The following is a 15,731-nucleotide window of genomic DNA, read 5'->3' as shown; positions in this document are numbered from 1 at the left end:
CCGGACCACGGGCTCTGGTGCCGCGACCTCTTGTGTGACTACGATGCGTAGTATAGAAATGAAAATCATTTCAATCTAGGGTGAGTTCGGTCCCTCGGACGGACCCCCGCCGCCGACGCGGCCACTCCACCCGCCCCCTCAGACCGGAAGGCCCCATCAGTGAGTGACGAAGCAGTCGTCCCGGCGCGGACAGCGGAAGGCGAGCGGTCCCTCTTCGCGCCGGACGCCGTACGTGAAGCGGTGGCACACGCGCTGGAGACGGCGCCGCACGAGCTGGACGGCGACCGGGACCTCTTCGAACTCGGCCTCGACTCACTGATGCTGATGTCCCTGGCCGGTGCGTGGCGGCGCGCGGGCAGCACGGTCACCTTCCAGGAGCTGACCCGCACCCCGACCCTCGGCGCCTGGACGGCCCTGCTCGGACGGGAGCACCCCGCCGAGGCACCCGCGCCGCACGCGCCGACCGGTCGTCAGGCCACCGCGCTCCAGGCGTCCACCGACGACGAACCGGCGGAGTCCTTCCCGCTGGCGACGATGCAGCACGCCTACTGGATCGGACGCCAGGACGGCCAGCCGCTCGGCGGCGTCGCCGCGCACTTCTACGTCGAGCTCGACGGCCACGGGGTCGACCCCGAACGGCTCGGCGCCGCCCTGCGCGCCCTCGTGCTCCGGCACGGCATGCTGAGGGCCGTCTTCGACGAGGAGGGAAGACAGCGCTTCGGCCCGCCGGGATCCCCCCTCACCATCCACGACCTGCGGGAGCGCGCTCCGCAGGACGCCGAGGCCGAGCTGGCGCTGCTGCGCGAGCGCAACACCCACGCCCGCCCCGACATCACCTCCGGCGACGTCTTCCGCGCGGCCCTGTGCCTGCTCCCCGGCGGAGGGACCCGGCTCCAGATCGGCCTGGACATGATGGCCGGGGACGCCCTGAGCCTGCGCGTCCTCCTGTCCGACCTGCGCCGCCTCTACGACTGCCCCGACGACCGGCCCCGCGCGCTCGGCCTCGACTACCGCACCTACCTCGCCGAGCACGACGCCCGCCGGAAGGCGGAACGCGAGCGGCACGCGGCCTGGTGGCGCGAGCGCCTGCCGGAGCTGCCCCGCGCACCGCGCCTGCCGACCACCGTCGACCCGCTGACCCCGGTCGGCGCCGCCGACACCGCGCTCACCCGCTCGCGCCGTCTGCACCACTGGCTGGACCCCGCCGACAAGGCGGCCCTGATCGACGCCGCACGACGGCACGGCATCACCCCCGCCGCCGCCCTCGCCACCGCCTTCGCCGAGGTCGTCGCCGCCTGGAGCGACAGCCGGCGCTTCCTGCTCAACCTCCCGCTGTTCGACCGGGAGTTGTTCACCCCGGACGTGGCCGCTCTGGTCGGGGACTTCAGCAGCTCGGTCCTGCTCGACACGGACATGAGCGCGTCCCTGCCGTTCTCCCGGCAGGCCCGCGGCCTTCAGGAACGCCTCCAGGAAGGCATTTCCCACGGCGCGTACGGCGGCGTCGAGGTCCTGCGCGACCTCGCGCGCGCCGAGGGCGCCCCGGTGCTGGCGCCGGTCGTCTACACCAGCGCCATCGGACTGGGCGAGATCTTCGGACAGGACGTCCAGAAGTCCTTCGGCCGCCCCTCCTGGATCATCTCCCAGGGCCCCCAGGTCTTCCTGGACGCCCAGGTCACCGAACTCGACGGCGGCCTCCTCCTCAACTGGGACGTCAGGGACGGCGTGTTCGAGGCCGGAGTGCCCGACGCCGCGTTCGACGCCTACCGCGGCCTCGTCACCCGTCTGATCACGGACCCCGGCACCTGGGCCCGGCCGGTGGACGGCCTGCTCGCCCCCGACGTCCTGCCGGGGCGCGCGGTGGCGGCGCTGCCGCCCGCGCCCGTTCCGGACCGCGCCCTGCACACCCGCTTCTTCCGGCTCGCCGAGACCGAGCCGGACCGTGTCGCGGTCGTCGGCACCGGCGGCGGCACCCTCACCTACGGGGAAGCCGCCGACACCGCCCGGAGGATCGCCGCGCTGCTGCGCGCCCACGGCGTGCGCGAGGGCGACACCGTCGCGCTGACCCTGCCCAAGGGCGCCGGCCAGATCACCGCCGTCCTCGGCATCCTGGCCGCTGGCGCCGCGTACGCCCCCGTCGGCGTCGAACAGCCCACCGTGCGCCGCGCACGCATCCACTCCGTGGCCGGTGCCCGCGCCGTGCTCACCGACCGGGAGCACGCGCCGCTCTGCGCGGAGGTCTCCGGAACCCCGGTGCTGCTCCTGGAGGACGCCGGGACGCACGAGCCCGCCCCCGTCGTCCGGCCGGACCCGGACCTGCCCGCCTACGTGCTGTTCACCTCCGGCTCCACCGGACTGCCCAAGGGCGTCGAGGTGCCGCACCGCGCCATCGTCAACACGGTCGAGGCGATGGAGGAGCAGCTCGGCCTCGGCCCCGCGGACCGTGTCCTCGCGCTCTCCGCGCTCGACTTCGACCTCGCCACCTGGGACATCTTCACCCCGCTGTCGCTCGGCGGCCAGGTGGTGGCCGTCGGACAGGAGCACCGCCGGGACGCCCATCACTGGGCCCGTCTGGTGCGCGCGCACGGCGTGACACTGGTGCAGTGCGTGCCCGCCCTGCTGGACCTGCTGATGGCCGCCGGGGAGGACGACGGCCTCGGCGACTCCCTGCGCATGGTGCTGCTCGGCGGGGACTGGATCGGCCTCGACCAGCCCCGCAGGCTGCGCGCCCTCGTGCCCGGCTGCCGTTTCGTGGCACTCGGCGGCATGACGGAGGCCGCCGTCCACTCCACGGTGTTCGAGGTCGAGGAGACCGACCCCGCCTGGAAGTCCGTCCCCTACGGTGTGCCGCTGCGCAACATGCGGGCCCGGGTCGTGGACGGACGAGGACGCGACTGCCCGGACCTCGTCCCCGGCGAGCTGTGGATCGGCGGGCCCGGTGTGGCCGACGGCTACCGCGCCGACCCCGGACGCACCGCCGAACGCTTCGTCGAGCACGACGGCGAACGCTGGTACCGCAGCGGTGACCTGGCCCGCTACCGGCCCGACGGCGTACTGGAGTTCCTCGGCCGCGCCGATCACCAGGTGAAGATCGGCGGTCACCGGATCGAACTCGGCGAGGTCGAGTCCGCCCTGGAGGACGACCCCGCCGTGCTGCACGCGGTCGCCTGCGTCCTCGACACACCCGTACGGCACCTCGCCGCCGCCGTGTCCGCCCCCGGCGCGGCACCCGATCCCGGCCGGGTGCGCCTGCGGGCGGCGCGGCGGCTCCCCGCCCACATGGTCCCCGAACGCCTGCTCGTCCTGCGCGACCTGCCGCTGACCGCCAACGGCAAGCTGGACCGGGCGGCCGTGCGCCGGGCGCTGACCGAGGCGGCCGGGGACGACAGCCCCCGCACCACGGCACCGCTCGGACCGGTGGAGACCGCGGTGGCGGCCCAGTGGGCCGAGCTGCTCGGCGTGCCCGAAGTGGGCCGGGAGAGCAGCTTCTTCCTGCTCGGCGGGGACTCGCTCGTCGCCACCCGGATGATCGGCCGGCTGCGCGCCGCCGGGTTCCCCGCCGCCCGCGTGGCCGACCTCTTCGCCCGCCCCGTGCTGGAGCACTTCTGCGAGACGCTGCACCCCCGCGCCGCCACCGGCGCACAGCCCGCACCGGCCGCCGCGCCGGTCCTCGTGCCCGACCCGGACCGCGCCCACGAGCCCTTCCCGCTCACGGACGTCCAGGCCGCCTACCACACCGGCCGCGACCCCCGTCTCACCCTCGGCGGCGTCGGCACCTGGCACTACACCGAGTTCGACGGTACAGACGTCGACCTCGGCCGACTGGAGCGCGCCTGGAACACCCTCGTCCGGCGGCACGGCATGCTCCGCGCGGTCGTGGAGGACGGACACCAGCGCGTCCTGCCCGACGTACCGCCCGTACGCATACCGGTGGCGGACGTCCCGGCCGACGACGCCACCGAGGCGCTGGCCGCGCTGCGCGCCCGCCTGTCCCGGCAGGTGCGCGACCCCGCCCGATGGCCCCTCTTCGCGATCGGGGCGGTGCGCCACCACGACGGCGGCGCCGCACGCACCCGCGTCGGCATCGGCCTGGACTACCTGGTCCTCGACGCCCTCTCCATCACCACGCTCTACGCCGAACTGAACGCGCTCTACGCCGACCCCGGGCACGAACTGCCGCCCCTCGACGTGTCGTTCCGCGACTACCTGACTGGGCTGCCCGCCGATCCGGAGGCGGCCGAGCGGGCCCGCGCCCACTGGCGGGAGCGGCTGGCCGAACTCCCGCCCCCGCCGTCCCTGCCCTTCGACCGGGACCCGGCCACCCTCGACGCACCCGTCTTCACCCGGCGCCGGCTGAGCCTGCCCGCCGAGGACTGGCAGACCGTCAAACGCCGGGCCGCCCGGCACGGCCTCACCCCGTCCACCGTCCTGCTGGCCCTGTACGCGGAGGTGCTGGAGACCTGGAGCGGGACGGACGCGGTGACCGTCACGCTCACCCTCTTCGACCGCCGTGACGTCCACCCGCACATCCACCGGGTGCTCGGTGACTTCACCACCCTCTCCCCGGCGGGGCACCGCCGCGAGGGCGCGTCCTGGGCGGCGGCCGCCCTGGCACTGCAACGCCGCCAGGCCGAGGACCTGGACCACTTGGACGTCCCGGCCGACTGGCTGCTGAGGGAGTTCGGCCGCCGGACGGGCACCGTGGACGCCGCCGCGCCCGTGGTGTTCACCAGCGCCATCGGCGTCGGTGACGCGACGCTGGCCGGAGCGGGCACCGGCTTCCCCGCGAAGGTCTGGGGCATCTCGCAGTCCCCGCAGGTGTGCCTGGACAACCAGGTCACCGAGGAGTCCGGGAACCTGGTCGTCACCTGGGACGCCGTCGAGGACCTCTTCCCCGAGGGGGTGCTGGACGCGATGTCCGGCGCCTACGAGAGGCTGCTGCGCCATGTCGTCGCCGGTGACTGGGAGGCGCCGCTGCCCGGCCTGGTGCCCGCCGCCCATCTCGAACGGCGGGCCGCCGCCGCCCGGGAGGCCGCCCTGGAACCGGTGGTCCCGCGCCCGCTGCACGCGGCGTTCTTCGCCCACGCGAGGAGGGCCCCCGGCCGGACCGCCCTCGTCACCACCGCGGGGCAGGAGGTGACGTACGGAGCCCTCGCCGACCGGGCACTGCGCACGGCCGCCGCGCTCGGTGACGCCGGTGTGGCTCCGGGCGACCTGGTCGCGGTGACCCTGCCCAAGGGACCGGAACAGGTCGCCGCGGTCCTCGGTGTCCTCGCGGCCGGTGCCGCCTACGTACCGCTGAGCCTCGAACAGCCCGCCGCACGACGGGAGCGGGTGCGCGCCACCGCCGCCTTCGACGTCGTCCTGGGCGACTGGCCCGCCGCGGCGGGAACGGCTCCCCGCACCCTGTCCGTCACGGACACCCAGGGCCACGAGCCGCTCGCCGCACCGGCGGATCCGTCTCCCGAAGCGCTCGCCTACACCATCTTCACCTCGGGCTCCACCGGTGCGCCCAAGGGGGTGCAGATCAGTCACGCGGCCGCCTGGAACACGATCGCGGACATCAACGCCCGGCACGGCATCGGCGCGGACGACCGGGTCTTCGCCCTGTCCGCACTGGACTTCGACCTGTCCGTGTACGACCTCTTCGGGCTGCTCGGCGCGGGCGGCTCCCTCCTGCTGCCCACCGAGGACCAGCGCCGTGAACCGGCCCGCTGGCCCGGCCTGCTCGACCGCCACGGGGTGACCGTCTGGAACACCGTCCCGGCCCTGCTCGACCTGCTCCTCGACGCCGACGAGCAGGAGACGCCGGAGGGCGGACGCCTCGCGGGGCTGCGGACCGCACTGGTCTCCGGCGACTGGATCGGCCTCGATCTCCCCGGCCGGCTGCGCCGACGCACCGCGTCTCGCTGCGTGTTCGTCGCCATGGGCGGGGCGACCGAGGCCGCCGTCTGGTCCAACACGCTCACCGTCGAGGAGCTGGATCCCCGGTGGGTCTCCGTCCCCTACGGACGTCCCCTGACCGGGCAGCACTACCGCGTCGTCGGCCGGGACGGACGGGACTGCCCCGACTGGACGCCCGGCGAACTGTGGATCGGCGGTGCGGGACTGGCCCGCGGCTATCTGGCCGACCCGGCCCGCACCGCCGAGAAGTTCGTCGAACAGGACGGGCGGCGCTGGTACCGGACCGGCGACCTGGGCCGGTTCCGGGGAGACGGCCTGCTGGAGTTCCTGGGCCGCCTCGACAGCCAGTTGAAGATCGCGGGCCACCGCATCGAGGCCGGTGAGATCGAGGCCGCGCTGGAGTCCCACCCGGCCGTCGCCCGAGCCGCCGTCGTGGCCGTGGGGGAGCGCACCGCGAAGCGCCTGGCCACCTTCGCCGTACCGCACGAGCCCGCGCACGCGGAGCACGCCGGTGCCGTCGCGCCCGGTACACCCCCGGCGGACCCCGGCCTCACCGAGAGCCTCCTCGCCCTGCTGGCCGAGCGTGTGCCCGGCTACGCGGTCCCCTCCCGCATCCAGCTGCTGCCGGCCCTGCCGCTCACCGCGAACGGCAAGGTCGACCGGACAGCCCTGGCCGCCCTGGCGGGACCGGAGACGGTGCCCGCCGCGGCCGAACCGCCGCACGGCGGCACCGAGTCGGCCCTCGCCGCCCTGTGGAGCGAGCACCTGCCGCACTGGACACCCGACCGCAACGCCAACTTCTTCACCGCGGGCGGCGACAGCCTCACCGCCCTGCGCCTGCTCACCGCGATCGAGCGCCGCCTCGGGGCCGCCGTGCCCGCCCGGCGCTTCTTCGCCGCACCGACCGTCGCCGCGCTCGCCGCGGACATCACCCGAACGCTCGCGGCCCACGGGACCGCCTACGAGACCGGAGAGCTGTGAACATCGCTGAACTGCTGGCCCGTTACGCCGACGAGGGCGTGGTGCTGTGGGCCGAGGACGGACAACTGCGCTTCCGCGCCCCCCAGGGCCGCCTCACCGACGCGCACCGGGCCGAACTGCGCACCCACAAGGAAGCCGTCCTGCGCCATCTGGCAGCGGAGGAACCGGCGTTGCGGGCCGACCCGGAAGGCCGCCACAAACCCTTCCCGCTGACGGACATCCAGGCCGCCTACCTGATCGGCCGCACCGACGCCTACGCCTACGGCGGTGTCGGCTGCCACGCCTACGTCGAACTGGAACACCCCGACCTGGACGTGGACCGCGTCACCGCCTCCTGGCGGGAACTGGTCCGGCGGCACGACATGCTCCGCGCGATCGTCCACCACGACGGCTACCAGCAGGTCCTGGCCGACGTGCCCGCCCTCGCCGTCGAGGCCGACGACCTGACCGCCCTGGCCCCGGCCGCCGCCGAGGCGCAGGTGCAGCGCACCCGTGCGCGGCTGTCCGCACGCGAGGCGCCCACCGACCGGTGGCCGCTCTTCGAGGTGCACGTGAGCCGCACCGCACAGCGGGCCGTGCTCCACCTCTCCTTCGACATGCTGGTCGCCGACCACGCCAGTCTGCGCATCCTGCTCGCCGAGTTCCGGCGCAGCTACGGCGGCGAACCCCTCTCCGAAGCACCTCGGATCACCTTCCGCGACCACGTCCTGGCCCGCCGCGCTCTCGTCGGTACCGCCGCGCACACCCGCGACCGCGCCTATTGGACCGAACGGCTCGACACCCTGCCGCCCGCACCCGAACTGCCCCTCGCCGAAGCCTGGGAAGCGGGCGTCGGCGGCCCGGCGGAGGCGGCCCGCACTCCGGCTCCCGCGGAGCCGGTGACCTTCCGCAGGCTGGAGGTCCTGCTGCCCGCGGCCGACCGGGACCGCCTCACCGAACGGGCCGCGCGGCGCGGACTGACCCTCTCCACGGTGCTGCTCACCGCGTACGCCGAGACGGTCGGCCGCTGGTCGCGCACCAGCCGGTTCACGCTCAACGTGCCCACGGTGGACCGGCCCGGCCCGCACGAGGACACCGGCCGCCTCGTCGGCGACTTCACCACGCTCGAACTGCTCGCCGTGGACCTGGAGCACCCCGCCGCCTTCGCGGAGCGCACGCGCCTGGTCGGGGAACAGCTCCTCGACGACCTCGCGCATCCCCTGTTCACCGGCTCCGAGGTGCTCGCCGAGCTGTCCCGCAGGGCAGGCGCCCCGGTGCTGATGCCGGTCGTCTTCACCAGCGCCCTCGGCACCGGCGCCACCTCCGAGGGCGTACCCCCCGAGGTGACGTACGCCGTGACCCGGACCCCGCAGGTGTGGCTCGACTGCCAGGTCATGCACCGCGGCGACACGCTCAGCCTGTCCTGGGACATCCGCGAGGGCGCGCTCGCCCACGGGGTGCCCGACGCCATGTTCGAGGCGTACACGGCACTCGTACGGGCCCTGGCGGCCGAGGGCGAGGCCGGTGACGCCGCCTGGGACGCACCGGCCGGCATCCCGCTCCCCGCGGAACAGGCGGCGCGCCGCGACGCGGTCAACGCGACCGAGGGGCCCCTGCCGGACGCCCTCCTGCACGAACCCGTGCTCGCCCAGGCCCAGGCCACACCGGACGCCGTCGCGGTCCGCACCTCCGAACTGGCCCTCACCTACCGGCAGCTCGTGACCCGGGCGAGCGCTCTCGCCGAGACGCTGACCGCGTCCGGACTGCGCCCCGGAGAACCCGTGGCGATCTGGGCGGACAAGGGCTGGGAGCAGGTCGTCGCCGTCTTCGGCACCCTCATGGCGGGCGGTGCCTATCTGCCCATCGACACCGCCCAGCCACCGGCCCGCCGGGACACGATCATCGCGGACGCGGGCGTCCGCACGGTCCTCACCCAGTCCTGGCTCGCCGACATCGACGACCTCCCGGACGACGTCACGGCACTCGCCGTCGACCTGCTCCCCGAGGACACTGCGGCCGCACCCGGTGCGCACGGAACGCGGCGCCACCCGGACGACCTCGCGTACATCATCTACACCTCGGGCTCCACCGGCACACCCAAGGGCGTGATGATCAGCCACCGGGCCGCCCTCAACACGGTCGAGGACATCAACCGCCGCTTCACCCTCACCGAGCACGACCGCGTCCTCGGCATCGCGGGACTCGGCTTCGACCTCTCCGTCTACGACCTGTTCGGACCGCTCGCCGTCGGCGCCACCCTCGTCCTGCCCCACGCCGACCGGCGCGGCGACCCCTCCCACTGGGCCGAACTGGTCCGCGACCTCGGCGTCACGGTGTGGAACTCCGTACCCGGCCAGCTCCACATGCTGTGCGACTGGCTGCGCTCCGAGCCCCCCACGGACGGCGCCTCGCTGCGTCTGGCCCTGATATCCGGCGACTGGATACCGGTCGCCCTGCCGGACCAGGCCCGCGACATCCTCCCCGGCCTGGAGATCGTCTCCCTCGGCGGCGCGACCGAAGGGTCCATCTGGTCCATCGCCCATCCGATCGGCGAGGTGGACACCGCACGCCCGAGCATCCCGTACGGCACGCCCCTGACCAACCAGACGTTCGCCGTGCTCGACCGGCAGCTGCGCCCACGGCCCGAATGGGTCCCGGGCGAGCTGTACATCGGCGGCGCCGGTGTCGCCCTCGGCTACTTCGGCGACGAGAGCCGCACCGCGGAGCGGTTCCTCACCGACCCCGCCACCGGAGAGCGGCTCTACCGCACCGGCGATCTCGGACGGTACCTCCCCGACGGCACCATCGAGTTCCTGGGCCGCCAGGACGCCCAGGTCAAGATCCGCGGCTACCGGGTCGAACTGGCCGAGGTCGAGGCCGCCGTACAGGCCCACCCCCGGGTCGCGGCGGGCGCCGTCATCGTCGACGACTCCGCGGCCGGAGGCCGGCGCCTCGCCGCGTACGTGGAGACGGCCCGCAAGGACGGCACGGCGGACACGGACGCCGACCGTGCCGGAACCCCGGCGGCGACGCGGTCACAGGCGCGCGCGGCCGCGGCCGACGCCGTACGGGAAGCCTCGGCGGCCGTCGACGCCGCACGGCTCACGGAGTTCCTGGCCGCCCTCGACGACGTGGCCCTCGCCGAGATGGCCCGCGTCCTCGACGCCTGCGGAGCGTTCGCGGACGGCGCGGCGCGCACGGCGGAGGAGGTGGGCACGGCACTGCGCGCCACGCCCCGCCACCGGCACATCGTGCGGCGATGGCTGCGCGCCCTGGCGGCACGCGGCCGCCTCACCCACCGCTCCCGCGACAACACCTACACCCGTCTCGTCACCGTCCCGGACAGCGAGGCGGAACACGCCTGGCGGCGGGCCGCGGAGCTGGAACACGAGGTCGGCTGGAGCACCGAACTGCTCACCGTCATGCGGACCTGCGCCGAGCGGCTGCCCCACCTGGTCTCCGGGGAGGCGGGCATCCGGGAACTGCTCTTCCCCGGCGCGGCGACCGAGGCCGCCGACGCCGCCTACCGCGACAACCTCGCCATCCGGCACCTCAACCACGCGGTGGCCGCCGCGCTGCGCGAGATCGCCGCGGGCCACACCGGCGAGGAGCGGCTGCGCGTGCTGGAGGTGGGCGGCGGCGTCGGCGGCACCACGGGCGAACTGGTGCCCGTCCTCGCCGAGTACGGCGTCGACTACCTGTTCACGGACGCCTCCGCGTTCTTCCTGAACGAGGCCCGCGAGCGCTTCGCCGACCACTCCTGGGTCCGCTGCCAGCGCTTCGACGTCGACGAGGACCCGCGCGCCCAGCACCTGCTGCCCCACACCTTCGACGTGGTGATCTGCGCCAACACCCTGCACGCCGCCGCCGACACGGACGCGGCCGTGGGCCGGCTGCGGGAACTGCTGGTGCCGGGCGGGCAGCTCGTGTTCGTGGAGAACACCCGCGACGAGAACCTGCCGCTGCTGGTCTCCATGGAGTTCCTCGAAGTCGCGGGACGGACCTGGACCGATGTGCGCGCGCACACCGGGCAGTCCTTCCTCACCCACGCGCAGTGGCGTGAACTCCTCGACGCGCACGGCGCGTCCGAGGTCACCTCACTGCCCGGCGCCCGGGAGGCGCTGGCCGTGACCGGCCAGGAGGTCTTCCTCGCCACCCTGAAGGACGACCGCCATCACGTTCCCGTGGGCGAACTGGCCCGCACGGCGGCCACCCGGCTCCCGGAGTACATGCTCCCCTCGGTGTGGCAGGTCGTCGACCGCCTGCCCCGCACGGCCAACGGAAAGACCGACCGTGCCCGCCTGCGGGACTGGCTGCCCCGCGAGAGCGGCCCGGCCGCCGTCGTGGACGAGCAGCCCATGGACGACCTGGAGACCGGCCTCGCCGAGCTGTGGTCGCAGCTCCTCGCGGTGGAGCGCGTCACCCGCGACGACGACTTCTTCGACCTCGGCGGCGACTCGCTCCTCGTCGCCCGCATGGTGGGGCGGCTGCGGGAACGCGTACCGCGCGCCGCCGACCTGGAGTGGGAGGTCGTGCTGCGCCACATGCTGCGCCGCCCGACGGTCGCCGGGCTCGCCGCGTTCCTGCGCGGGCTCGCGGGCACCGAGGACGCACCGGCCGCCGGTGCCGTACGCACGGACCCGGTGATCCACCTGCACGGCGCCCGCTCTGACGACGAGCCCACCACCGTCCTGGTCCACGCCGGAACCGCGACGATCATGCCGTACCGGGCGCTGGTCACCGAGATCCGGCGCCGCTCGCCGGGCCTCGCCGAGGTCGTGGGCGTGGAGGTCCCGGACCTGGACGGATTCCTCGCCGCCCCGCCGGAGGGACTCATCGAGCAGCTGGCGGCCGACTACGCCCGCGCCCTGACCGCCGACGGCCGCGGCCGCTTCCACGTCGTCGGCTACTGCCTGGGCGGTCTGATCGCCACCGAGGTGGCCCGCAACCTCGCCGAGTCCGGGGCGGAGGTGGAGAGCCTCACCGTCATCAGCAGCCACAGCCCCCGCTTCCGGCTCGACGACGAACTCCTCGCCGAGTACTCCTTCGCCGTCATGATGGGCATCGACCCGGCCGACCTCGGCTTCCCGGACGACCAGTACCGGGTGGCCGCGGCGGCCGACGCGGTCCTGGCCGCCGGACCCGGCGTCCTGCCGGACGGCGGACTCGCCGCGCTGCCCGAGGAGTTCGCGGACGTCGCGGGACGCTTCCGGGAACTGGCCGGGATCCCCCGCGCCACCCGCATCGCGCGGATGTGCGAGGCGGTGCCCGCGTCGGCCGGCACCTACGAACCCGACCACATGACCCGGCTCTTCCTCGCCTTCCGGCAGAGCGTCTTCGCCATCACCCGCTACGACGCCGAGCCCTACGCCGGAGACATCACCTTCCTGCGCCACGACGGCGCGTACCCCTTCCCGGGCAGCAAGGACGCCGTCACCGCCTACTGGGAGGAACTCACCCTGGGCGACCTGGACATCGTCGACATCGGCGGCGACCACTACAGCTGCCTGTCCGTCGAACACGCGCCCGGCATCCTCAAGACCCTCGCCGAGCTGACCGAGGGGGCGATCACCCGATGACCACGCCCGTGATCGGGGTCCTGGGCGCCTCCGGCGCGGTCGGCCGGGCCGCCGTACGCGAACTGCGCGCCCTCGGCCACAGCGGTCTGCGGCTGGGCGGCCGCACCGCGTCGGCCCTGCGCGAGGTCGCCGCGGACGGCCCCGGCGGCCACGACGAGACGGTCCGGGCCGACGCCACCGCACCGGACGGTCTGCGCGCCTTCACCGAGGGCTGCGACATCGTCCTCAACTGCGCCGGCCCCACCTACCGGCTCCGCGCCACCGTGGCGTCCGCGGCACTCGGCGCCGGCGCGCACTGCGTCGACGTGGCCGGCGACGACCCGGCCGCCGAGGACCTCCTCGACGGCGGCGATCCCGCCCGCGACGCCCGCACGGTCGTCCTGTCCGCGGGCGCCCTGCCCGGTCTGTCCAGCCTGCTGCCCCGCTGGCTGGCCGGACAGGGCCTGGAACGCGTCGCCGCGCTGACCGCGCACTGCGGGGGCCTGGAGCCCTGTTCGCCGACGGTGGCGCACGACCTGATGCTCTCCCTCAGCTCGGGCGGCGCGGGCGGCGCGGCCTTCGGCGAGGCCCTGGCGGCCGTCCGCGGCGGCCGCCGCGTGCCGCGCGCCCTGCGCACCGACGAGGACACCGCGCACCCGGCGTTCCCCGGCCGGGTCGCCGTACAGCCCTACCTCAGCGGCGAGAGCGAACGCCTCGCCGCCGGCCTGGGCGTCGACCGGCTCGACTGGTACAACGTCCACCCCGGCCCCGCCGTACGCGCCCTGCTCGGCCTCCTGCCCGCCCGCCTCGCGGCCGGAGAGGACCGGGACCGGCTGGCGGAGCGGCTGATCCTCGCCGCCGACCTCGACCTGGCCGGGCGCAAGCCCTACTACGTCATGGACTTCGCGCTGTCGGGCACCGCGTCAGGAACGCCCGCCACCGCCGGACTGACCCTGCGCGCGGCCAGCAGCTACCGGCTCACCGGCGCCGTAGGAGCCCTGGCGGTGGACGCGGTGCTGCGGGGCCGGGTCCCGGCGGGCGTCCACTTCGCCTGCGACGTGCTGGACCCGGACACCGTGGTGCGGCACCTGCGCTCCCGCGGGGCCGCCGACCTCCGGCTCACCGGGACGGCCGCCGGGGCCGGGCAGCAGGAGGAGGGGGTCCTGTGAGCGCCTCGACACCACTGCGTGTGCTGGTCTGCGGCACCAACTTCGGCCGCTTCTACGCCGAAGCCGTACGGCGGCGCCCCGGATACACCCTGGCCGGCCTCCTGAGCCGGGGATCGGAAGCCTCCAGGGCGTACGCCGACAGCCTGGGCGTCCCCCACCACACGGACACGGGCGACCTCCCCGACGACATCGACGCGGCCTGCGTGGCGGTGAGTTCGTCCATCTCGGGCGGACCGGGAACCGACCTGGCCCGCGCGCTCATGGACCGGGGCATCCACGTGCTCCAGGAACACCCCGTGCACCTCACCGAGTTGACCGGCAACCTCAGACACGCCCGCCGCCGAGGGGTGCAGTACCGGCTCAACACCCACTACCCGCACGTCGCCCCGGTCCGCTCCTTCATCGAGGCGGCCCGGCGGCTCGTCGCACGGCAGCGGCCGCTCTTCCTGGACGCCGCCACCCCGGTCCATCTGATGCACCCCCTGGTGGACATCCTCGGACAGGCCATGGGCACCCTGCGGCCCTGGCGCTTCGCGGACCCGGCACCGCTGCCCGCCGGCATCGGCCCCCAGCCGTTCCGCTCCCTGCACGGCGTGTTCGGCGGCGCACCCCTCACCCTGCGGGTGCACCACCAGCTCGACCCGTCCGACCGGGACAACCACGCCCTGCACTGGCACCGGATCGCCCTCGGCACGGAGGGCGGGGTCCTCACCCTCGCCGACACCCACGGGCCCGTCCTGTGGAGCCCCCGGCTGCACATCGGGCGCGACACCGGCCGGCGCTTCGTCCTGGACGGCCCCGGCACCGGCAGCCTGGGACTCGGGACCACGGCGGTGGTCGGGAGCACGGGCCCCTTCCGCACCGTCTTCTCCGACCTGTGGCCGGAAGCGATCGGCAGCGCGCTCGACGGGCTGCGGGACGCGGTCGCGCAGGGCGGCGACGCGCTGCGCGCGGGCCAGTACGAGCTGGCCGTGTGCCGCATCTGGACCGATCTCGCGGCCCGGCTGGGGCCTCCCGAGATCGTCCGGCCGGGCACACCGCGCCCCCTCGCGGTGAGCGACGTCTTCCCCGCGCGGGAGCGGTCCCGGCAGCCCCGCCCCGAGCCGTCCCCGCCTCCCGGCGCCCCGGCCGCGCCGGGTCCCGGCGCCGCCGGGGCGCCGGCCCGCCCCGTACCGGAAGCGGCCTCGGCCCGGCCGCCGGACGCCGCCGCGTACTCCCCGTCGGCCGAGTTCTTCGACCTCGTCGCCGCCGGGCACACCGCGACCGCGAGCGCCCCGGCCGTGGCCGCGCTCCTGGCCGACGCCGACCTCGGCAGCGGGCCGGTGGTGGACATCGGCGCCGGCACCGGTCTGCTGACGGAGGCGGTCGCCAGGGCCCGGCCGGACGCGGAGATCATCGCCTGCGAACCGTCGGCCGGCATGCGCGCCGTGCTCACCAGCAGGGTGTTCAGCGACGAGGACCTGCGGACCCGGGTGACCGTCACCGCGGACGCCGCCCCCGACCTCGATCTTCCCGACCGGATCAGCGCCGTGCTGCTCTGCGGAGTCCTCGGCCACCTCGACGCCGAGGGGCGGGCCAGGCTGTGGCGGCGGGTGACCCGGCGACTCGTGCCCGGCGGGCTCGTGATCGTCGAACTCATGCAGTTCGAGGAGCCGACGACGCTGCCCGAGACCCGGCTCGCCACCGCGACCGCCGGACGCCGACGCTACGAGTGGTGGTTCGGCGGCGCACCGGACGAGGCGGAGAACGGCGTGATGCGCCTGCACTCCACCTGGCGGGTCCACCGGGACGGCGCCCCGCAGGCGGAACGCGAGGTCCACGACTCCTACCGCTGGGAGCCCTTCGGGCTCAAGGACGTCGTCGCCGAGTCCGGCATGACCGCACGCACCCTGCCCACCCGGCCCGGAGCACCCCCGCTGGCCGTGCTCACCCGCACACCGGACACGTCCGGCCCGCCCGTCGGACCGCAGGTGCCGCGCGCACGGAACGCTCCGGACGGTCCCGGCGCTCCGGACGATCTCAGTGCTCCGGACGGTCCCGGCGCTCCGGGCGTCGTCCCGGCATCCCGGGACACCCCGCGCACCAGCCCCCTCCTCCCCTCCTCCACCACCTCCACCACCTTCACCTCCACCGACGGCTAGGA

General features: G+C 74.9%; 4 protein-coding genes. All 4 read left to right on the top strand.

Annotated features, from left to right (window positions below; translation table 11 throughout):
• Positions 1-159: 159 nt before the first annotated feature.
• The 4 genes from ACWDYF_RS10465 to ACWDYF_RS10450 are packed head-to-tail and all read left to right on the top strand — an operon-like array spanning position 160 to position 15,729.
• A complete protein-coding gene (locus ACWDYF_RS10465) occupies positions 160-6,882 on the top strand; it encodes an amino acid adenylation domain-containing protein (RefSeq protein WP_389467604.1) in 6,723 nt (2,240 codons plus the stop codon).
• A complete protein-coding gene (locus ACWDYF_RS10460) occupies positions 6,879-12,440 on the top strand; it encodes a non-ribosomal peptide synthetase (protein WP_389467601.1) in 5,562 nt (1,853 codons plus the stop codon). The genes ACWDYF_RS10465 and ACWDYF_RS10460 overlap by 4 nt, the downstream gene beginning before the upstream one ends.
• Positions 12,437-13,588 carry a saccharopine dehydrogenase NADP-binding domain-containing protein gene (locus tag ACWDYF_RS10455; protein WP_389467598.1) on the top strand — a complete coding sequence of 384 codons (1,152 nt, stop codon included), beginning with the start codon at positions 12,437-12,439 and terminating at the stop codon, positions 13,586-13,588. The genes ACWDYF_RS10460 and ACWDYF_RS10455 overlap by 4 nt, the downstream gene beginning before the upstream one ends.
• Positions 13,585-15,729, top strand: a complete 2,145-nt coding sequence (locus ACWDYF_RS10450) for a Gfo/Idh/MocA family oxidoreductase (protein WP_389467596.1) — start codon at positions 13,585-13,587, stop codon at positions 15,727-15,729. Before ACWDYF_RS10455 ends, ACWDYF_RS10450 begins: the two co-directional genes overlap by 4 nt.
• Positions 15,730-15,731 lie beyond the last annotated feature (2 nt).

The organism is Streptomyces sp. NPDC003284, from assembly GCF_053589675.1.
Note: the sequence above shows the minus strand (reverse complement) of the source record. Positions and strands in the feature narration are given on the sequence as shown.

Bases quoted from the DNA above. Each gene is read 5' to 3' on its own strand.
- ACWDYF_RS10455 (WP_389467598.1), top strand. From the start codon at position 12,437: ATGACCACGCCCGTGATCGGGGTCCTGGGCGCCTCCGGCGCGGTCGGC.